The sequence below is a fragment of the Parabacteroides sp. AM08-6 genome (assembly GCF_003473295.1).
In the GTDB taxonomy this organism is placed as follows: Bacteria; Bacteroidota; Bacteroidia; order Bacteroidales; family Tannerellaceae; genus Parabacteroides.
This window is the reverse complement of the sequence record NZ_QRMP01000011.1, coordinates 1-19,949: the sequence shown is the minus strand read 5'-3', so window position 1 is coordinate 19,949 and position 19,949 is coordinate 1. Positions and strand designations below refer to the sequence as shown.

Below are 19,949 nucleotides of genomic sequence, written 5' to 3'. Positions count from 1 at the left end.
AATACTACCTTTGTCGAAATCTCAATTTTGACTTTTTAGTATAAACTTTTTATTTAATATTATGAGACATTTTACTTGTACTTTAATTTTAGTTATGTGTGGCATGTTTTGCTCACAAATGATTTTTGCAGACTATGTGTTAACAAAAGGACAATGGAGTACACAAGATGTACGTTCTTTTGTACCCGCACCCCCTAAGGCATCCATTGAAGGAAATGTTTTAACAGTTCATTTTATTAATCCTCTAGCTGACCTGACAGTTCAGATAACAGACAATCAAACAGGTCAAGTTATTTATAACGAAACTATATCTTCTGCTACAGCTGCTAACTATCCAATCACATTGAGTAATGTGGAAAATGGGAACTACACATTAACATTTACTCACGCGTTAGGATATTTAACAGGTATCTTTACTATAGAATAGTTAATTAGGTACGCGAATTTGTATACGTGACCAGAGAGAGCAATCCTGGGTGATGATTTAACCAGACCCAAATATCTCGATCTCCTTTTCCATCACCTATGGATTGCTGTTTTTATTATCTTCTTTGTTCTTACTTAGGTAAAAGAGTAGTTTCCGGTTGGTTTCTAACAAAATATTTCATAGTTTTGTGCAATCATTTAGTAGATTAAACCTAAATATAGAATATGAAGAATTTAATCATTATAGCAAGTCTGCTGCTCAGCCTTCCAATCTTGGCTCAGACAAAAGTTGTAAAGAAAAATGCCGTCAAAGCTAATAATTTCGGCATTACTTACTCTCTTCCTAAAACGTCTCTAATAATCAATGCTGAAGTAACCAAAGTTACTTGTAAAGCAGGTCCCTACTATAAATACGCTGAAAAGTATCTGGGCGTGAAAGACGTTATCACAGAAGATAAAGTATATTATGAGTTAGGTAAAATCACACTTGATAACAAAGGAATACCCGATACAGACAACACGTACATCGTTGAATTCAAAGGTGGTACGGTAGCTCCTTATGCTTATTTGACAGAAGAGGGATTGCTTTGTTCCATTAATGCAGAATATACTCCGGAAGAGTCGGCCACCGAAGCCGCCAGAAAAAAGGGACAAGCTCCAGCTAAGGCAACAGACGCATCCGTATTCTCCGAAGAATTATTGATGGCCGGTTCCACTGCCAAACAAGCGGAAGTTGCCGCAAAACAAATCTATCGTATCCGTGAAAGTCGATTGAACATACTTACCGGTGAAGCGGATAATCTTCCTCCCGACGGTGAAGCAATGAAACTTGTTATCCAACAACTGGAAGAACAGGAAAAAGCATTAACCAATCTTTTCGTTGGTGTAAAAACTAAAGAAACAAGCGATTATGAGGTCTCACTCGTGCCCTTTGACAATCTCGAAAAAGAAGTTCTGTTCCGCTTCTCCGACCAATTGGGAATAGTTGACGCCGATGATTTGGGTGGTGCTCCGGTTTATATGGACCTGAAAGCTACAGAACGCGCGCCTGAGCTGGACCCGAAAGAAGCCGAAAAGAAAGAAAAAATGATGAAAGGCATTGTCTATAATGTTCCGGGGAAAGCTAGTATCGAAATCAGCATGAATAAGAAATCACTCTATAAAGGAGAAGTCCAAATTACACAATTCGGTTCACGTGAAGGACTGGCCCCTGTGATGTTTGAAGATAAGAAAGCACCGGTGAAAGTTTTATTCTATCCTGAGACAGGTGCTATAAAGCAGATAATTCAATAATTACTAATCTATATTATTCTAATTTTTATGTTTGAAGGACAACCTAAAGGTTTATATGCGTTAGCCTTAGCGAATACCGGCGAGCGTTTCGGTTATTATACCATGCTCGCGATTTTTGTGCTTTTCTTAAAAGCGAATTTTGGCTTATCTCCAGGTTTTGCAGGTACTATTTACTCTACCTTCTTAGCCTTTGTCTATTTTTTACCATTCATTGGCGGTATCTTGGCTGATAAATTCGGATATGGAAAGATGGTCACCATAGGTATTATTGCCATGTTCTTTGGCTATGTATTGCTTGCGTTACCATTAGGTAGCGGAACGATTGCCTTGGCTTGTATGTTTTTAGCATTATTTGTGATAAGTACAGGTACAGGGCTTTTTAAAGGGAATTTGCAAGTAATGGTAGGTAACTTATACGATACACCTGAATATGCATCCAAGCGTAATTCCGCATTTAGTATTTTTTACATGGCAATCAATATCGGAGCATTATTTGCTCCTACAGCTGCTGTCACAATTATGGAATATGCACAAACTCGATTCGGTGTAAGCGTAAATGACTCTTATCATTTTGCATTTGCCGTGGCCTGTATATCGCTGATTGTTTCAATGGTTATTTATTATAGTTTTCGTCGCACATTCAAACACGTTGAAGGAAATACAAAACTGACCAATGACAATAAAACAACAGTTGCAGTAGAAGAGCTTTCTTCACGCGAAACAAAAGACCGTATTGTTGCACTATGCTTAGTATTTGCTGTTGTTATCTTTTTTTGGATGGCTTTCCACCAGAACGGACTAACGCTAACCTATTTCGCTGATGAATTCACTGCAAAAAGTTCTAGCGGCTTAGAGAGTATGATGTTTGATGTTTGGAATCTGGTAGCCATCATCTTTATCGTTTACGGTTCTTTCTCACTATTCCAATCTGTATCCGGTAAAGGAAAAGCTATTGGAGGTATCGTAATACTACTTGCACTTGCCTTTTTAGGATATCGATATACAACACTTGATAATTCCATAGCAATCAACGCTCCTATTTTTCAACAATTTAATCCTTTCTTTGTAGTAGCTTTAACCCCTGTATCCATGGCTATCTTTGGAGCTTTGGCACGAAAAGGAAAAGAGCCATCCGCTCCCCGCAAAATTGGTATTGGAATGTTAGTCGCAGCTTGCGGTTTTATTATAATGATGTTTTCATCATTTGGTTTGCTAACTCCAGATGCACAAGCAGAAGCTGTCAAGGCCGGAAGTGCCTCTTTCGTTTCCCCAAACTGGTTAGTTTCAACCTACCTAGTGCTGACATTCGGAGAATTATTGCTTTCACCGATGGGTATTTCTTTTGTTTCCAAAGTAGCTCCTCCAAAATATAAAGGTATGATGATGGGAGGATGGTTTGTGGCTACTGCTATCGGTAATTACTTGACGGCCGTAGCAGCATGGATTTGGGGTGATATGCCTCTATGGATTGTATGGGGAGTATTGGTCGGAGTATGTTTGGTTTCTGCTATATTCATATTCTCAGTCATGAAGAAACTGGAAAAAGTAGCATAAAATAAATGAAAAAGCAGTATACATACAAACCGGTTGTACTCCGTTTTAAAAGATGGAGCCGGAAGAAGTATGCTGCTTTTATCAGCATAAAACAGGCTGTAACCATCGGGAACCTGTCGGCAAATGTGTCCGAACGGTTCCAGATAAAAAATGGCTCGACACATGCACGCGTCCTACTATCCGAACAGGGAGAAAAGGACGAATGCGAAGAGGAAGCGAAGCCCGACAATTGGCTAAATACGGATATTCCGCACCCCCTATTGTCCGCATCATGGCTTATTCCGACCGTTCAACAGCCGGTTGTAGCCGCACATCTATACATATATAAAAATAATATCTCCGAAAAAGCGGAAGGATTCAGTATAATGCTGAGTCCTTCCGCTTTTTCATTTTAACAGCATAATATAATTCAAAAAATGGTTGAAACACTTAAACAACAGGTTCTTGCCGGAGAATTAATTACTGAAGAACAAGCAAGAAAACTAGCTTATACATCGGACAAGGAGGCTTTATACAAAGCAGCCCATGAAATCACCCGACATTTTATGGGAAATAAGTTTGACACCTGTTCGATAATCAATGCCAAAAGCGGAAATTGCAGTGAGAATTGTAAATGGTGTGCACAATCAGGCCACTATAACACCAATGTGACACTTTATCCGTTACTTCCTGCCGAAGAATGTATCCGCCATGCAAAGCACAACTATCAACAAGGCATCGGCCGTTTTGCCTTAGTAACCAGCGGAAAAAAGGTGTCGAACCAAGATATGACGGAAATAACAGAAATCATACGCGGCATCAAGCAAGCATGTGGTATCAAATGTTGTGCTTCAATGGGCCTGCTCGACCGGAAACAACTACAAGCACTTTACGACAGCGGAGTGGAAAATTACCATTGCAATATAGAAACCGCTCCCTCCTATTTCCGCACACTCTGTACCACTCATACAACGGAAGAAAAGGTACAAACCATCCGGACCGCACGCGAAATCGGTTTCCGTATCTGTTCCGGCGGTATTATCGGTATGGGGGAAACCATGGAACAACGGATTGAAATGGCTTTGTTCCTACAAAAAGAAGGCATACTCTCCATCCCGTTAAACCTGCTGCAACCCATTCCCGGTACACCTTTAAGTGAAACACCCCCACTTTCGGAAGAAGAGTTTTTAACAACAATCGCCCTGTTCCGCTTTATCAACCCGAACGCTTTTTTGCGTTTCTCAGGCGGTCGTGCCCAACTAAGCGAAACGGCTCAACAAAAAGCCTTATATATCGGTATCAATTCTGCTATTATCGGTGATTTGCTGACTACAATCGGCAGCCGTGTAGCCGAAGATAAAATACTATTCACCTCGGAAGGATATTCATTAACGGAAAATACAGATTGGGAAAAATGACAACAACAGAACTTTTACAATACGACAGGGAGCATATCTGGCATCCTTATACATCAACAATCGACCCGCTTCCGGTGTATCCGGTAGCCAATGCCGAAGGTGTCACCATCACATTAAAAGACGGACGTAAGTTGATTGACGGCATGTCGTCCTGGTGGGCAGCCGTACATGGATACAACCATCCGGTATTAAATGCAGCGGCAAAGGAACAATTAAACAAAATGAGCCATATCATGTTCGGCGGTTTCACACACGAACCGGCAGTAGAACTGGCAGTCAAACTGCTCCCGCTCCTTCCTCCCGGCATGGAGAAAATATTCTTTGCCGACAGTGGTTCCGTGGCCGTAGAAGTAGCCCTGAAAATGGCTATCCAGTATTGGCAGTCGCAGAAAAAGCCGAAGAAATGTAAATTCGCAACCATCCGTAGCGGCTACCACGGAGATACCTGGCATGCCATGTCGGTATGTGACCCTGAAACCGGGATGCACGGAATATTCTCCGGTAGCCTTCCGGTACAATATTTCATACCTCAGCCCTCCGTCAAATTCGGAGAAGAATGGAAGGAAGAAGCCATAATACCACTCCATGAGTTATTAGAAAAACAGGCGGATGAAATAGCAGCCTTGATATTGGAGCCAATAGTTCAGGGAGCCGGTGGCATGTATTTCTACTCACCGGACTTTCTGGTCCGGGCACGCGAACTGTGCAATCGGTATCATGTTTTATTGATTTTCGATGAAATTGCAACCGGATTCGGACGTACAGGAAAGCTCTTTGCCTGGGAACATACCGGAACAATCCCCGATATTATGTGTATCGGCAAAGCCTTGACCGGAGGCTACCTGACACTTTCCGCAACAATCACGCATACCCGAATTGCCGATATAATCTGTTCCGGTGAAGCCGGTTGTTTTATGCACGGCCCTACTTTTATGGGAAACCCGTTAGCTTGTGCAATCGCCTCGGCGTCCGTCTCCCTGCTTCTGGAAAGCGGATGGCAAGAAAAGGTGAAGAAAATTGAAAAACAATTGTCCGAAGAGCTGGCTCCGGCTACCACTTTCGAGACAGTAAAAGAAGTACGGGTTTTAGGAGCTATCGGAGTTATCGAAATGAAAGAACCAGTCCGGATGGCTTTTCTCCAAAAACGTTTTGTAGAAGAGGGTATCTGGGTTCGTCCATTCGGCCGTCTGGTTTATCTGATGCCCCCATTTATCATCACCTCGCAAGAACTTTCAAAATTAACCGGTAGCTTGCTCAAAATACTGAAAGAAAGATGAAAGACTATACCTGCTTATTAGAAGAACTGAAAATAAACGGCAATTTCCGCCAATTTCCGGAAGTCACCCATTCCGGGAAATGGATAGAAAAAGAGGGACACCGAATGCTCAACCTATCCTCGAACGACTATCTGGGATTGGCAACCCGTCAGGATTTACGAGCAACTTTTATGGAGCAATTGGCCGATACAGACTTGCCGTTTTCCTCCTCCTCCTCCCGTCTTCTCACCGGTAATTTTGCTATTTACAAGGACTTGGAGAAACTTATATCGGAACGTTTCGGACGAGAAAGTGCGCTATTATTCAACAGCGGTTACCATGCAAATACCGGTATTCTTCCGGCTCTTGCCGACAAACAGACACTGATTATCGCAGATAAACTAGTCCATGCCAGCATCATAGACGGTATTCTGCTAAGCGGGGCGCCTTTTACCCGTTACAAGCATAATGATTATGAGCAACTGGAACGACTATTGGCAAAAGCATCCGGACAATATGAACAGGTTATTATCGTAACAGAGAGCGTATTCAGTATGGATGGGGACGTTGCAGACCTCCCGCATTTAGTCGCTCTGAAAAAGAAATACAAAGACACTTTACTCTATGTGGATGAAGCTCATGCCATTGGCGTTTATGGGTCTGACGGATTAGGTATTGCAGAAGAACAGCATTGTATCGGCGACATCGACCTGCTGGTCGGAACTTTCGGAAAAGCATTGGCATCAATGGGAGCCTACCTGTTGTGCAGCCGGGTAATCCGGGATTACCTGATTAATACCATGCGTCCGCTCATTTTCAGTACCGCCTTACCGCCGGTTCAAATAGCATGGAGTCGGTTTCTTTTCGAAAAGCTGCCAGACTTTTCGTCAGAACGTCGGCAACTTTTCCGGAAAAGCCGTAAGCTTTCTGAAAAGCTGAACGGGAAAGGTGGAGAAATCAGCAATAGCCATATCATTCCCTTTATTATCGGAGAAAACGAAGCATGTATTCAAAAGGCGCTCGAACTACAACGAAAAGGATTTTATTGCCTGCCGGTACGCCCTCCAACAGTTCCAAAAGGGACTTCCCGAATACGTTTCTCGCTGACAGCCAATATTACAGACGAAGAAATAAACGAATTAATCATGCTACTTTAAAAACAAAAGAATGAAAATCTATAAATTGGTAAACAACAATAACCGCAAATTAATTCTTTTCTTTGCCGGATGGTCCGCTTCTCCCGAATGGTTCCGGACTATCCAACCGGGAAAAGACTATGATTTGTGGATTTGTTATGATTACAGAGGCTTGGAATTCAAGGAACAGACAGGTACATATCAGGAAATCGACCTGATAGCCTGGTCGTTAGGAGTATGGGTAGCTTCCGTATTGCTGACTGAAAAAGAAAAACTTTTCACACCGGCCCGAGCAATTGCAATCAACGGGACTCCCTCTCCTGTCCATGACTTGGAAGGCATTCCGGAAGCCACTTTCCGGGGGACACTGGAAAATGTAACGGAAGAAGGGATGTCTCGCTTTAACCGCCGAATGTACGGAAGCAGGGAAATACTTCGCATACATGAAAAATATCCGGCCCGCCCTTTGGAAGAAATCCGGAAAGAACTGCAATATTTGTATCAGGAAATTCTTTCCAGAACTCCGGTATCCGACTTTTGGACACAGGCTATTCTCTCGGTTTCGGACCGTATCTTTCCTTCTGAAAATCTGAAAAGGTATTGGTCCGGACGCTGTCCGGTAAAAGAAATAAATGCACCGCATTATCCTTTTTATCTATGGAAACAATGGAACGAAATATGGGAATGATAGAAACCGAACGTATCCGTAACTGCTTCACACGTGCATTATCCAGTTACGACAAAAATGCTGATGCTCAACATCGTATCAGCCGGAAACTGATTTCCCTGCTTCCTCGCTACACCGGCACTCATTATGACCGGGCCTTGGAAATCGGTTGTGGTACGGGAGGGTTCACAAGCTGTCTGAAAAGTTCCTGCCGTATCCGTGACTGGACCTTAAACGATTTGTGCGAAGTTTGTAAAAAACCGGTAAATAAACTTTTCCCGGAGCAGTTTCCGACTTTTATTATCGGCGATGCCGAACAAATTACTTTTGCAGGTAAGTTCGATTTAATAGCCTCGGCCTCCGTCTTTCAGTGGATAAAACAGCCGGAAACATTCTATCGTAAACTTGCCGGATTGTTGGTCCCGCAAGGAACACTCCTGTTCAGTACTTTTGCACCTGGAAACCTGTACGAAATAAGGGAACTGACAAATAGAGGACTCGACTATCCCCCCGCCACAAAAATACAGGAATGGCTTTCTTCCGATTTCCGTCTACTTCACTGTGAAGAAGAGGAAATAGTACTCACCTTTACCGGTCCGCTGGATGTTTTAAGGCATCTGAAAGCAACAGGTGTGACAGCTACCGGAGGAAATACTTGGACACGTGGCATGCAGGAAGAGTTTTGCAACCGTTATACATTGTTATTCTCAACCGGCAAAAAACAAGTAAAACTCACCTATCGCCCGCTTTATATGCTGGCAATAAAAAAATAAACAAATATGAAAAGTAAAGTATTATTTATCACCGGTATCGATACAAATATCGGAAAGACTTTTGCAACTGGTATTCTGGCACGTGCATTGGCTGAAAATGGGAAAAAGGTTATCACCCAAAAGATGATACAAACCGGATGCGAAGAAGTTTCGGAAGATATTGAGATGCACCGCAAACTTCAAGGTATTCCATTTACGGAAGAGGATAAAGCCGGATTGACTTGTCCCTACATTTTTACCTATCCTTGCTCCCCGCATATGGCTGCTGAAAAAGACGGGCGTACCATCGACCTCTCCGTTATCAGCAAGGCCACCCGTCAATTACAGGAAAAATACGAATACATCTTATTGGAAGGAGCCGGAGGGCTGATGGTTCCGAACGATTTCAACTCCCTTACCATCGATTACATTCGGGAACAAACTTATCCGGTTTTACTTGTTACTTCCGGGGAATTAGGAAGTATCAACCATACATTGCTCAGCCTGTATGCTTGCAAACAGTACGGCATACAGGTAAAAGCTATTATTTATAATCTTTATCCTCCTACAGATGAATTGATTACAGTCAATACAATGGAGTATCTGACTCAATACCTGAAAAAAGATTTTCCGGACACAGGCATCATCTTACTGCCGGAAATTTCCGAAAAGCATACGACATGTATTGACATCCAATGCTTATTATAATAACGATTTTTTGACTTTAAAAGTCAAAAGGTTGCACTTCACTATTGCTGTATTCAAGGAACTTATGTTCAATACTGTATACTAAAAAAGGTCATCCAATTACTTAGATGACCTTTTTTAGGGTGAAAGATGGGGTTCGAACCCACGACCCTTGGAACCACAATCCAATGCTCTAACCAACTGAGCTACATTCACCATGTAAGCCTTATCGAATATCGTTTTCTTTAAGACGGTGCAAAGATAGATATTTTCTTTTATCTTGCAAATATTTTGCACACATTTTTATACAATACTATTCTATAAAATATTCTTCCACCCCTATATTATGCTTTTGCAATAAAGAGCGGGAGCTTTTCAAAAAGCGTTCCCAAACAGGGTTATGAACTGGCAATATATTACCCGTTCCGTCAACCGGTCTAGGAGCAGGAAGAATATGCATATCCTTTTTGCCCCGATCATTTTGATACCGCTCGTTAAAAACAAGGGCGTATTCTGCCGAAACAATATATCTTTTCAAGCCTTTCCGTGCCAAAGTAACCTTAAGCAAAGCCCCTCCATCCGTATTTATCAAACTCATATTCGAAACTAAATTCCCCAATGAATAGACAACAAGGTGAGTAGGTGTCCCATCTTTGTCTTTCCTGATTTCCATCGGTTGAATGACATGTGGATGACCCCCCATTACCAAATCCACGCCCTGTTCTATCAGCCAATCAGCTAAATCTCGTTGTTCGGCGGAAGGTAATTGGTTGTATTCCACCCCCCAATGCATATTCGCAATAATAAAATCGGGATTAAAAAGTTTAGCTTCAGCAATATCAATCTCCATCTGTTTCTTATCAATATAGTTCACAATCCGAGGGGCTTCTACCTGAAACCCGTTGGTACTGTATGTGTAATTCAGCATGATTATACGAAAACCATTCTTACGCAGTAACATCGGATAAGTATGAGCGCGATGAGCTTGGTCGAGATAAGTACCGGTATGGCGGATACCAAGCGAGTCTAATATCTGAATGGTACGGACAAGACCATTCGTCCTTTTATCGAGACAATGATTGTTAGCCAAAAGAAAAAAATTAAACCCTGCTCTTTGCAAAGCAACAGCAAAATCAGTAGGAGCACTGAAAACCGGATAACCACTGTAAGGCTTCCCCCCCAAAGGAACCTCCATATTTACAACAGAAATATCAGCAGCTTTTATTTCACGCTCAAGAAGAGGAAAATAGCCGCTCAAGTCAAAAGTGTCTCCCCGGCGGGTATTATCAATTTGGGTCTGATGCATAATAGCATCACCGGCAAAAAGGATTGTCAACGTATCATTACCCTGAGCGGACAAAGAGGCGGACAATAATAGTCCTACCAAACAAAATGCCAATCTGCCAATCGGATTATGCATTAAGTTTCTGAAGAATGTATATTTCCAAGACTGGCACATTGGCATATGTCTCTATATTATTAACGGGTTCTTATTTATAAATAGCTTTCTTTCCGGCTAAAAGAGTATTCCGCATCAATGAAATAATTGTCATCGGACCTACTCCCCCCGGAACAGGAGTTATATAAGAACACTTCGGTGCAACTTCATCAAATTTCACATCGCCAGTCAACTTAAAGCCACTTTTGGTTACGCTGCTCGGCATACGGGTTGTTCCGACATCCACAATTACAGCACCTTTCTTCACCATATCTGCTTTCAGGAATTCGGGAACTCCTAAAGCTACAATAATGATATCTGCACTCAAGCACATTTCTTTCAAGTTTTCAGAACGGCTATGACATACAGTTACCGTACAATCGCCCGGATAAGATTTCTGCATCATCAAAGTAGCCATTGGCTTACCCACGATATTACTACGTCCCAATACGACACAATGCTTACCGCGTGTCGGAATTTCATAACGTTTTAACAATTCGAGAATACCGGCAGGAGTAGCCGAAACAAAACAAGGAAGGCCAATAGACATACGTCCTACGTTAATCGGGTGGAAACCATCCACATCTTTCCGGTAATCGATTGCTTCAATAATTTTCTGTTCGGAGATATGCTTCGGAAGCGGGAGCTGTACAATAAAGCCATCTACATCCGCATCATTGTTCAGTTCATCTACTTTACGAAGAAGTTCTTCCTCTGTAACATCGTCTTCATAACGAATCAAAGTGGATTTGAAACCAATTTCGTTACAAGTTTTTACTTTGCTGGCAACATAAGTTTCGCTACCACCATCGTGGCCGACCAAAATAGCAGCCAGATGAGGAATTTTACCACCCGCAGCTTTAATCTGTGCCACCTCTTCAGCCATTTCTTTCTTCATCTGGGCAGAAACAGCTTTTCCGTCCAATAATTGATACTGTTGTTCTTCCATATCTTTCCTCCCTGGTTTATCTTTTGAATGAAGGGAATTTCTTACTTCCCGGTTTTGCAGCCGTCAACATACGCATCATCTTACGTGTTTCGTCAAACTGCTTGATAAGTTTATTTACTTCTTGAATGGTTGTACCACTTCCCTTAGCTATACGCTGACGACGCGAGCCATTCAGTATAGCCGGATTAGAACGTTCTACCGGAGTCATTGAATAGATGATAGCTTCAATACTTTTGAATGCATTATCATCGATATCCACATCCTTCAGGGCTTTTCCTACGCCTGGTATCATAGAGGCCAACTCTTTCAGGTTACCCATCTTCTTGATTTGCTGTATCTGGGAAATGAAGTCGTTGAAGTCGAACTGGTTCTTGGCAATTTTCTTTTGTAGACGTTTCGCTTCTTCTTCATCGTATTGTTCCTGTGCACGTTCTACCAACGAAACAATATCGCCCATGCCTAAAATACGGTCGGCCATACGTTCCGGATGGAAAACATCCAGTGCATCCATCTTTTCTCCCGTACCGACAAACTTAATCGGTTTGTCTACAACCGTACGGATAGAAAGAGCGGCACCACCGCGAGTATCACCATCCAGTTTTGTCAGAACAACACCATCAAAGTTCAGACGTTCATTAAACTCCTTTGCCGTATTTACGGCATCCTGACCTGTCATCGCGTCTACGACAAACAACGTTTCATCCGGCTGAATCGCACTCTTGATTGCTGCGATTTCCTTCATCATCTGCTCGTCGATAGCCAGACGGCCGGCAGTATCGACAATCAGGACATCGCAACCTTTGACACGTGCTTCGCGGATAGCATTCATGGCAATCTCCACCGGATTTTTATTTTCCAGTTCCATGTAGACAGGAACACCTACTTGTTCACCGACTACACGCAACTGCTCGATAGCTGCCGGACGGTAAACGTCGCAAGCTGCCAGCATCGGTTTTTTATTTTTCTTTGTTTTCAGCAGATTAGCCAGTTTACCGGAGAATGTTGTCTTACCGGAACCTTGCAAACCAGACATCAAGATGATTGCCGGAGCGCCTTTCAATTCCAACTCTATCGCTGTACCCCCCATCAAGCTGGCAAGTTCGTCGTGAACAATCTTAACCATCAGCTGGCTGGGTTTAACAGAAGTAAGCACATTTTGTCCTAAAGCCTTTTCCTTCACCGTGTCGGTAAAGTTTTTAGCCACTTTATAGTTTACATCGGCATCCAGTAATGCTTTTCGTACATCTTTCAATGTTTCCGCCACATTGATTTCGGTAATCTTACCTTCGCCTTTCAACAGTTTAAACGACCTGTCTAACCTTTCGCTTAAATTCTCAAACATAATTCGTATGTGTATTTATTTTATCTTCTACTTTTTTAATAAGGTGCAAATGTACAAAAAAGAGATGAATATTTGCCTATCAAGCTATTTTACATAACCAATAGTTACTCAAATCTTTTTATTTTGCCAAGAAGCCTTCTTCAAATAAATAATACTGGAAACCAATAATCCAGTATAATAAACAATCTCCGTCAGGAAACATATAGCAACCGGCATGTGTAAACGCATTCCTGCGATATATATAAAAAGAGTATAAAATACCAATGTAACCAGTTCCATCGTAAATGCCGCACGGGTATTCCCGGTTCCAGTCACACCATTAAATACAATATTGGCAGCCGCCCCTATCAATAATGCCCCTGAAATAACATAAAGAGAGGGGATAGAAGCCTGTATCAAAGAAGTATCATTCGTATAAACCGACAAAATAGAGGCTGGTGCCAAACAGAGCAACAACACAAATACAACCATTATGCTCATGGAAATCCAAACTATCCGCCGGATAATCGGGATTACTTGTTCCTTATGACCGGCACCGATACTATTACTCACAAACGTATTGGTTGCTGTAGATAACGAATTTATCGGTATCAACATTACAATATAAACACTTCGTACGATGTTGGCGATTGCCAGTTCCCGCTGCCCCAAATGTTCAACAGCCACAAACAACATAAAATATGTGCTCAACGAGATAAAATACTGCAACATCGTAAAAACAGAGATGTCCAAAACCCGTTTCAATAACTTCAAATCAAACGAGCGCAGTTGGTTCAGCGCATATTTCTTTATATCCACTGTCAAACGTGTATAAACCAGATAAAAAACTATCGAGACAGCTTCTGCAATTACCGAAGCGATGGCAGCACCCTTAATTCCCATTTCCGGAAATCCAGCATGCCCGAATATCAACAGATAATCCAGCAACACATTTGTCAAAGCCATCACAATCGCATTCAAAGTCAGCACTTTCGTCCGTGTTATTCCAATAAATAAAGCGCGGAACATCACACTCATGAACGAAAAGAAAAAGCCAAATACACGCCAATCTAAAAATTCTTCTGTAGCATTCAAAATAGCATCCGAAGAAATCAAGAGTCTCATAATATCGCCTGCAAAAAAACGGGAAAAGACAAATAGTACAGCAGCCAGTACCAACAAAAACACTACCCCTTGAATCATCACAGGGCCCACATCCTTATAACTTTGTTCCCCGTTACGGCGAGCTATCACAATCTGAGAACCGGTACTAAATCCGAAAGCTATTGTAAAAGCACAAATATAATAAAGCCCTCCCATTGCAGAAGCACCCAACTCTACTTCGCCGACCCTTCCCAGAAAAGCCGTATCAGTCACGTTTATAATATTTTGAGCCAAAAGACTCAAAAAAATAGGATAACTTACATTCCAGATTTGCTTGTTTGTATACATAAATATCATTCTTTACAGACAGGTAAGTGACAATGAAAAAAAGCCCGCCACATCTGACGAGCTTTTCAACTTCTATTCTATTAGATTTCTGAGCTATCGATGCTTCATATCAGTTTATTCGTCGCCGTATCAGGAAACACAACAGAGGGCTTAAATGTTTTAGCCTCTTCAAAATCCATCAACGCATACGACATAATGATGATTATATCACCAGGCTGAACCTTACGCGCAGCTGCACCATTTAAACAGACTACACCGGAGCCCCGTTTCCCTTTAATGATATAGGTTTCAAAACGTTCACCGTTATTGTTATTCACAATAGCGACCTTTTCGTTAGCAATAAGGTTTGCGGCATCAAGTAAATCCTCGTCCACAGTAATACTGCCGATATAATTCAGATTGGCCTCTGTTACCGTAACACGATGAATCTTTGATTTTACTACTTCTATAAACATACGATATTATAAATTTATAATTATGAATAGGTTGAGAATAACTCACAATCCATAATTCATAGTTTATCTGTTATACTTTATATTGTCTATCAAACGAACTTCTCCACAATAAACAGTAATACAACCTACCGGGTAAGCGGTATCCGACCAATCACGAATAGACTCCATTGTGTTGCCATCCACGATTTCAAAATATTCGACACGCATGACAGAATCAGAATTTATTGTATTCACAACATAATCTATCACCTCCTGTACACTCTTTTCGGGGACAAAGTTAGTACTTTCTTTCAACGTACGAGCAATCAAAGGTGCTTTTTGACGTTGCTCTGGGGTCAAACGAACATTCCGGCTACTAAGAGCCAAGCCGTCAGCTTCCCTCAAAATCGGACAATCCTTGATTCTAACCGGTATATTCAATTGTTTTACCATTGCACGAATAACAGCAATTTGCTGAAAATCTTTTTCACCGAAATAAGCATTGTCCGGCTCTACCGCATAAAAAAGCTTACTTACAATCTGAGCTACTCCATTAAAATGACCGGGACGCCGTGCACCTTCCATAACAGCCGAAACGATACCGAAATCAAAAGTACGAGTATCCGGTTCCGGATACATTTCCTGTTCCGTAGGGGCAAATACATAGGTACAACCAGCAGGTTCCAACAATGCACAATCTTTTTCCAACGTGCGCGGATACGTAGCCAAATCATTTTTATCATTAAACTGAGTCGGATTCACAAAGATACTGACTACACAGACATCGTTTTCCGACACACAACGTTTTACCAGGCTCAAATGTCCTTCGTGTAGTGCTCCCATAGTGGGGACTAAGCCTATTTGCTTGTTATTCTGCTTTTCTTCAGCAAGATAACGCTTCAATTCCTTAATGCTATTTACTATTTTCATCCCTTAGATGCTTATTGACGGTGCAAAGCAACTAAATAATTACCGTAAATGAAAGAAATTTATTATCTTTGTAGCGTCTTTATAAAACTAATTTACAGAATGGATGCAAAAAAAATCTTGTTTATAGCCCAAGAAATAACACCCTACCTTCCCGAATCTGAGATTGCAACGATATGCAGAAATTTGCCGCAAGGCATACAAGAGCGTGGTCGAGAAATCAGAACATTTATGCCAAAATTCGGAAGCATCAACGAACGACGTAATCAATTACACGAAGTAATCCGTCTTTCCGGCATGAATCTTATTATTGACGACACAGATCATCCGCTTATCATTAAGGTAGCATCCATTCAGGCGGCACGCATGCAAGTGTATTTCATCGATAATGAAGATTTTTTCCAGAGAAAACACTGTATTAGCGATGAAGAAGGGAACGAATACGAAGATAATGATGATCGTTCTATTTTCTATGTCCGCGGCGTATTGGAAACAGTAAAGAAATTACGTTGGATACCGGATGTGATTCATTGTCATGGATGGATGTCAGCGTTAACAGCTCTTTATATCAAGCGAATGTATGCAGACGACCCTTGTTTGCGTAATGCTAAAATTGTCTATTCTATTTATAACGACGATTTTAAAACTCCGTTTCGAAAAGAATTTGCCGGTAAGTTAAAGATGGATGGAGCCAAAGACAGCGATTTGAAAGGTATAAAAGCTGATACCAGCTTTATAGGACTAACCAAATTAGCCGTCGATTTTGCTGATGGTGTCATACAAGGCAGTGAAACAATTAATCAGGATATACTGGATTATATTGCAACTAAAAAGAACACACCGTTCTTACCTTACCAATCGCCGGATGTTTATATGGACGAATTTAATAAGTTTTACGATGTCGTATTAGGTTCAAAATAAATTTAGAGAAATGAAAATCAAGCTTTTTGTACTTGGCCTGAGTCTCGGAATATCTATTCTGAGCGGGTGTAATGATGAATTGACACAGGTAGGAATCAATACCATGCCTGATACAGACGGAGTTAATGTCCGTGCCGATACATTTTATATGAAAGCCAGAACCCTAAAGACCGATTCTGTTTATGCTAGAACAACTTACGGTTCACTGGGTGAAATATACGATCCTCTATACGGTAATTTGAAATCAGACTACCTCTGCCAATTCTATTGCCCCGAAGGATTCACGTTTAAACATACTCCTCTTGATGGGAAAATCGACTCGGTAGATTTTAAGATTCTGTACAGTAGCTGGACAGGTGACTCATTAACACCGATGCGCGTACAATTATATAAAATCACCGAAGCACTGCCAAGAGATTTTTATACAAACGTAGATCCGCTGAAATATTGCGATATGCAGACGACATTGGGTACACAGACTTATACTTCTTTCGATATGACTGTACCTGACTCAGTCAGATATGAAAAGATAAATAATGTCTACGTATTCCAGCCAAGTGTCAGAATCCGAATGCCGAAAGAATTAGGGCAACGTTTCTACGAGGAAACTATCAATAACCCGGCTTCTTTTAAAGACCAGAATGCATTCAACCAGTTCTTTCCCGGTATTTATGTTACAAACACATTTGGTACGGGGAATATTTTAAACATAGACGCATCCGGAATGTCTATCTATTATAAATACACAGTAGAAGGCTCTGCCGGTCAGGACTCTATTGTCAAAGCCAGTGAATATTTCAGTGTAACGACTGAAGTTATTCAGTTGAATCGCTTTAAGAATACGGACATGGATGATTTACTGAAACCTAACGATAGTATTGCTTATCTCAAGAGTCCGGCTGGTGTTTATACTGAGTTGACTATTCCGGCTAAAGAATTAGCACCTCTTGTTGAAGATCGTATTCTCAGCACTATGTCTCTTACATTAAAAGCACTTCCGCAAGAAAATTGGGTATATGCTTTTGAGGCTCCCGCTAATATATTGATACTTCCAAGTGACTCTGTTGATACTTTCTTTAAGAATAATATGATTGAAAACAATATTACCTCTTTTCGTGGAGATTATGTAGCATCAACACGTACTTATTCATTTGGAAACATATCCAATATGCTTAAAAACCATTTGGAGAAAGCTCCTGGCACGGACTTGAGAATCAGTGTAATTCCAGTAGAACGCAGAAAAGGAGAAAGTTCGAATTATTGGGGACAGACAAGCTCTTATACGACAGCCATCAATAACTACTTGAAACCGTCAGGAGTTAAATTGCGTATTGATAAAGAAGCTATGGAAATGAGAATTGTAACTATCAAGTACAAATAAAGACAGCATTTAGATAGAAACTATATTAATAAACCGGGGCATTCCACCCCGGTTTTATTATATTTGATATTACACAATAAAAAAAGAACAGATTATCAATTGATAACCTGTTCTTTTGTGGAGCTGGAGAGATTCGAACTCTCGTCCAAACGAGGAACTAATCTGCTTTCTACATGTTTATCTTCGCCTTCATTGTCGGGATTAAGCAAGACCGAAGCCACCCACTTAAACCTTATCCTCTAAAGTTTCGCCTAAAACCCGAGGCTTGTTTCAGACTATCTCCGATATTGCTGCACCACCTGATCGGAACGCTTCGGAGCCACAGCATCCGGGTGATGTCACGTCCCCGCAACTTTTGCAGGGATTAAGCTTCAATCTACTATACTTCGATTAAGCAGCGAGAGCGTAATTGTTTTCGCCAGTTAATTGTTTGCCGTCTGAGATTTAAGTGCAAGCCGACCACGCACTACATGCTTACAAACCACTTCTGCCCGCTGTCAAAACCGGTCAGCCCCATGATTCGTGGGTACAAAGATACAAAAAATTAAGCTTCTTCATACTCCTTTTATTTTTTTATTCAATCACACCTATTTCACGAAACCAGTCTTCAGCACGATCCGGCCATTCATTAACGGCAGCACCGGTATCACGCAAACCATAACCATGACCTCCTTTACTATATAAATGCATCCAAGCCGGAACTCCAGCTTCTTTTAAAGCATAATAATAAAAAAGACTACTATTAATATACGCATCGTCATCTTCAGCCTGGATCAATAAAGTAGGCGGAGTGGCTGAAGTTACTTTCAATTCCGGTGCAAGTTGAAAATTCTCCCCATCAAGATAAGCAGGATAAACCAGCAAACAAAAATCAGGCCGGCAACTCACTTTATCTGCAGCATCTACTGTTGGATAAGCACGTTTCTCGAAGTTATTACTGGCCATAGCTGAAAGATGCCCACCCGCTGAAAATCCCATAACACCTATACGTTGAGGGTCAATATTCAGTTTTTCAGCATTTGCACGAACATAACCAATAGCACGTTGCACATCCTGCAAAGGAGCTTCATGCTTCTCACGTCCTTCACGGCGAGGAACACGATATTTCAGCAAAACAGCTGTAATACCAAGGTTATTGAGCCATTCGCATACTTCATCACCTTCCAAATCATAAGCTAAGATATTATAACCACCACCAGGGCAAACAACCATTGCGGCACCACCAGCCGATTCGTCCGGAGCAGGATAAATCGTGATGGTTGGCTCACTGACATTTGTTATGCGTAAAACAGTTTCACCTCCAGTCTTCCCACCATCTGAGTCGGCTTTTTCAATTAGCTTAACTGTTTCGCCAGGTGCCCCTTTAGGAAAAAGGAGAATGGGATTTTCTTGTGCCATAGCTGTCCCCATCAAACAACTTACTCCAACAAAAAGGAGTTTCCATTTTCTTATCATACAACACATCGTTTAATGAATAATTATACGTATCATTTCGTTCCAGGGAAATTCGGACTGTAAACACGTTTAGCCATAAAAATAATTTCCTTCTTTGGCATAGAACTTATCATAGTACTTACACCCTGTCATGATTACAAGAAAAGGTCCTCTTTCCAGACTTACGACCTTCCAATATCACCATATTTTGGTAACGAAGATATATATCTTATTTGATTATTCCAATATAATTAAGCGAGAAAACCTACAGAAGCTTTTATTCTCTAAAAAGACCTATAGAAAAAACAATTCCATCCTATGTGGAATAATCAGCATAGCCACCAAAGATGTCGCTTCTGGATGAAGTAAGAAATAGCCATTATCAAAAAGTCTGTGTTTTTGCCCATGGTGGCGTATTGACTTGTGCACGTGTCTATGCCGGAGCATATAGCTTGAAAGAAGCATTCAACAACATTCCTTCATATGGAGAGATTATTAAATTAGACTTTTAGAATAAAATCCCC

The 19,949-nt window shown here is 41.2% G+C and carries 20 protein-coding genes, 1 tRNA gene and 1 other RNA gene; 13 read left to right on the top strand and 9 right to left on the bottom strand.

The features are described 5' to 3' along the window. Positions 1–61 precede the first annotated feature (61 nt). The 10 genes from DW103_RS09340 (at position 62) to bioD (ending at position 9,189) form a co-directional block, all read left to right on the top strand. On the top strand, positions 62–427 hold the full coding sequence (locus tag DW103_RS09340) for a DUF3244 domain-containing protein (protein WP_122275424.1): 366 nt from the start codon (positions 62–64) through the stop codon (positions 425–427). A gap of 224 nt (positions 428–651) precedes the next feature. Continuing rightward, positions 652–1,719 (top strand): DUF4831 family protein, encoded by a 1,068-nt coding sequence (locus DW103_RS09335; protein WP_122275422.1) that lies wholly within the window; start codon positions 652–654, stop codon positions 1,717–1,719. Between the two features lie 27 nt (positions 1,720–1,746). Continuing rightward, complete coding sequence (locus tag DW103_RS09330; protein ID WP_122275420.1) at positions 1,747–3,273, top strand: peptide MFS transporter; 1,527 nt, start codon at positions 1,747–1,749, stop codon at positions 3,271–3,273. A gap of 5 nt (positions 3,274–3,278) precedes the next feature. Beyond that, positions 3,279–3,668 (top strand): hypothetical protein, encoded by a 390-nt coding sequence (locus DW103_RS09325; RefSeq protein ID WP_122275418.1) that lies wholly within the window; start codon positions 3,279–3,281, stop codon positions 3,666–3,668. A gap of 21 nt (positions 3,669–3,689) precedes the next feature. Then, positions 3,690–4,670, top strand: a complete 981-nt coding sequence (gene bioB, locus DW103_RS09320; RefSeq protein WP_122275416.1) for a biotin synthase BioB — start codon at positions 3,690–3,692, stop codon at positions 4,668–4,670. Beyond that, on the top strand, positions 4,667–5,947 hold the full coding sequence (gene bioA / locus DW103_RS09315; protein ID WP_122275414.1) for an adenosylmethionine--8-amino-7-oxononanoate transaminase: 1,281 nt from the start codon (positions 4,667–4,669) through the stop codon (positions 5,945–5,947). Before bioB ends, bioA begins: the two co-directional genes overlap by 4 nt. Next, a complete protein-coding gene (locus DW103_RS09310) occupies positions 5,944–7,083 on the top strand; it encodes an 8-amino-7-oxononanoate synthase (RefSeq protein ID WP_122275412.1) in 1,140 nt (379 codons plus the stop codon). Before bioA ends, DW103_RS09310 begins: the two co-directional genes overlap by 4 nt. A gap of 10 nt (positions 7,084–7,093) precedes the next feature. Next, entirely contained in the window at positions 7,094–7,750 is a 657-nt protein-coding gene (locus DW103_RS09305) for a DUF452 family protein (RefSeq protein ID WP_122275410.1), read from the top strand. Next, a complete protein-coding gene (bioC, locus tag DW103_RS09300) occupies positions 7,729–8,502 on the top strand; it encodes a malonyl-ACP O-methyltransferase BioC (protein WP_233545657.1) in 774 nt (257 codons plus the stop codon). Before DW103_RS09305 ends, bioC begins: the two co-directional genes overlap by 22 nt. A gap of 6 nt (positions 8,503–8,508) precedes the next feature. Beyond that, on the top strand, positions 8,509–9,189 hold the full coding sequence (gene bioD, locus DW103_RS09295) for a dethiobiotin synthase (protein ID WP_122275406.1): 681 nt from the start codon (positions 8,509–8,511) through the stop codon (positions 9,187–9,189). A gap of 120 nt (positions 9,190–9,309) precedes the next feature. Here the strand turns inward: bioD and DW103_RS09290 are convergent. The 7 genes from DW103_RS09290 to panC form a co-directional block, all read right to left on the bottom strand. Further along, positions 9,310–9,385 (bottom strand) — tRNA-His (locus DW103_RS09290). A 96-nt stretch (positions 9,386–9,481) separates the two neighbouring features. Further along, the gene (locus DW103_RS09285; RefSeq protein ID WP_233545656.1) at positions 9,482–10,633 is read right to left on the bottom strand and encodes a CapA family protein; all 1,152 of its coding nucleotides are present in this window, start codon (positions 10,631–10,633) and stop codon (positions 9,482–9,484) included. A gap of 25 nt (positions 10,634–10,658) precedes the next feature. Beyond that, on the bottom strand, positions 10,659–11,555 hold the full coding sequence (folD, locus tag DW103_RS09280) for a bifunctional methylenetetrahydrofolate dehydrogenase/methenyltetrahydrofolate cyclohydrolase FolD (RefSeq protein ID WP_122275404.1): 897 nt from the start codon (positions 11,553–11,555) through the stop codon (positions 10,659–10,661). Positions 11,556–11,571: 16 nt separating this feature from the next. Further along, a complete protein-coding gene (ffh, locus tag DW103_RS09275) occupies positions 11,572–12,897 on the bottom strand; it encodes a signal recognition particle protein (protein WP_122275402.1) in 1,326 nt (441 codons plus the stop codon). Between the two features lie 108 nt (positions 12,898–13,005). Continuing rightward, on the bottom strand, positions 13,006–14,328 hold the full coding sequence (locus tag DW103_RS09270; protein ID WP_122275535.1) for an MATE family efflux transporter: 1,323 nt from the start codon (positions 14,326–14,328) through the stop codon (positions 13,006–13,008). 104 nt (positions 14,329–14,432) lie between these two features. After that, a complete protein-coding gene (gene panD / locus DW103_RS09265; protein ID WP_122275400.1) occupies positions 14,433–14,783 on the bottom strand; it encodes an aspartate 1-decarboxylase in 351 nt (116 codons plus the stop codon). A gap of 63 nt (positions 14,784–14,846) precedes the next feature. After that, entirely contained in the window at positions 14,847–15,692 is an 846-nt protein-coding gene (panC, locus tag DW103_RS09260; protein WP_122275398.1) for a pantoate--beta-alanine ligase, read from the bottom strand. Between the two features lie 99 nt (positions 15,693–15,791). On the opposite strand from panC, the gene DW103_RS09255 reads away from it, so the two are divergent. Together DW103_RS09255 and DW103_RS09250 are read left to right on the top strand one after the other, a co-directional pair. Next, positions 15,792–16,610 carry a glycogen/starch synthase gene (locus DW103_RS09255; protein ID WP_122275396.1) on the top strand — a complete coding sequence of 273 codons (819 nt, stop codon included), beginning with the start codon at positions 15,792–15,794 and terminating at the stop codon, positions 16,608–16,610. A gap of 10 nt (positions 16,611–16,620) precedes the next feature. Continuing rightward, complete coding sequence (locus tag DW103_RS09250; protein ID WP_122275394.1) at positions 16,621–17,991, top strand: DUF4270 domain-containing protein; 1,371 nt, start codon at positions 16,621–16,623, stop codon at positions 17,989–17,991. A gap of 115 nt (positions 17,992–18,106) precedes the next feature. On the opposite strand, the gene ssrA is transcribed toward DW103_RS09250, so the two are convergent. Further along, positions 18,107–18,506, bottom strand: a transfer-messenger RNA (tmRNA) gene (gene ssrA / locus DW103_RS09245). A gap of 58 nt (positions 18,507–18,564) precedes the next feature. Next, positions 18,565–19,446: an alpha/beta hydrolase gene (locus DW103_RS09240; protein ID WP_122275392.1), complete on the bottom strand. Its 882-nt coding sequence runs from the start codon at positions 19,444–19,446 to the stop codon at positions 18,565–18,567. A 326-nt stretch (positions 19,447–19,772) separates the two neighbouring features. On the opposite strand from DW103_RS09240, the gene DW103_RS09235 reads away from it, so the two are divergent. Next, positions 19,773–19,937: a histidine phosphatase family protein gene (locus tag DW103_RS09235; RefSeq protein ID WP_233545655.1), complete on the top strand. Its 165-nt coding sequence runs from the start codon at positions 19,773–19,775 to the stop codon at positions 19,935–19,937. The last annotated feature ends 12 nt before the right edge of the window (positions 19,938–19,949 follow it).

What these genes read in the sequence shown, in the direction of transcription:
- DW103_RS09340 (WP_122275424.1), top strand. Translation starts at nt 62, where the DNA reads ATGAGACATTTTACTTGTACTTTAATTTTAGTTATGTGTGGCATGTTT.
- DW103_RS09335 (WP_122275422.1), top strand. Translation starts at nt 652, where the DNA reads ATGAAGAATTTAATCATTATAGCAAGTCTGCTGCTCAGCCTTCCAATC.
- DW103_RS09330 (WP_122275420.1), top strand. Translation starts at nt 1,747, where the DNA reads ATGTTTGAAGGACAACCTAAAGGTTTATATGCGTTAGCCTTAGCGAAT.
- DW103_RS09325 (WP_122275418.1), top strand. Translation starts at nt 3,279, where the DNA reads ATGAAAAAGCAGTATACATACAAACCGGTTGTACTCCGTTTTAAAAGA.
- bioB (WP_122275416.1), top strand. Translation starts at nt 3,690, where the DNA reads ATGGTTGAAACACTTAAACAACAGGTTCTTGCCGGAGAATTAATTACT.
- bioA (WP_122275414.1), top strand. Translation starts at nt 4,667, where the DNA reads ATGACAACAACAGAACTTTTACAATACGACAGGGAGCATATCTGGCAT.
- DW103_RS09310 (WP_122275412.1), top strand. Translation starts at nt 5,944, where the DNA reads ATGAAAGACTATACCTGCTTATTAGAAGAACTGAAAATAAACGGCAAT.
- DW103_RS09305 (WP_122275410.1), top strand. Translation starts at nt 7,094, where the DNA reads ATGAAAATCTATAAATTGGTAAACAACAATAACCGCAAATTAATTCTT.
- bioC (WP_233545657.1), top strand. Translation starts at nt 7,729, where the DNA reads ATGGAACGAAATATGGGAATGATAGAAACCGAACGTATCCGTAACTGC.
- bioD (WP_122275406.1), top strand. Translation starts at nt 8,509, where the DNA reads ATGAAAAGTAAAGTATTATTTATCACCGGTATCGATACAAATATCGGA.
- DW103_RS09285 (WP_233545656.1), bottom strand. Translation starts at nt 10,633, where the DNA reads ATGCCAATGTGCCAGTCTTGGAAATATACATTCTTCAGAAACTTAATG.
- folD (WP_122275404.1), bottom strand. Translation starts at nt 11,555, where the DNA reads ATGGAAGAACAACAGTATCAATTATTGGACGGAAAAGCTGTTTCTGCC.
- ffh (WP_122275402.1), bottom strand. Translation starts at nt 12,897, where the DNA reads ATGTTTGAGAATTTAAGCGAAAGGTTAGACAGGTCGTTTAAACTGTTG.
- DW103_RS09270 (WP_122275535.1), bottom strand. Translation starts at nt 14,328, where the DNA reads ATGTATACAAACAAGCAAATCTGGAATGTAAGTTATCCTATTTTTTTG.
- panD (WP_122275400.1), bottom strand. Translation starts at nt 14,783, where the DNA reads ATGTTTATAGAAGTAGTAAAATCAAAGATTCATCGTGTTACGGTAACA.
- panC (WP_122275398.1), bottom strand. Translation starts at nt 15,692, where the DNA reads ATGAAAATAGTAAATAGCATTAAGGAATTGAAGCGTTATCTTGCTGAA.
- DW103_RS09255 (WP_122275396.1), top strand. Translation starts at nt 15,792, where the DNA reads ATGGATGCAAAAAAAATCTTGTTTATAGCCCAAGAAATAACACCCTAC.
- DW103_RS09250 (WP_122275394.1), top strand. Translation starts at nt 16,621, where the DNA reads ATGAAAATCAAGCTTTTTGTACTTGGCCTGAGTCTCGGAATATCTATT.
- DW103_RS09240 (WP_122275392.1), bottom strand. Translation starts at nt 19,446, where the DNA reads ATGATAAGAAAATGGAAACTCCTTTTTGTTGGAGTAAGTTGTTTGATG.
- DW103_RS09235 (WP_233545655.1), top strand. Translation starts at nt 19,773, where the DNA reads ATGTCGCTTCTGGATGAAGTAAGAAATAGCCATTATCAAAAAGTCTGT.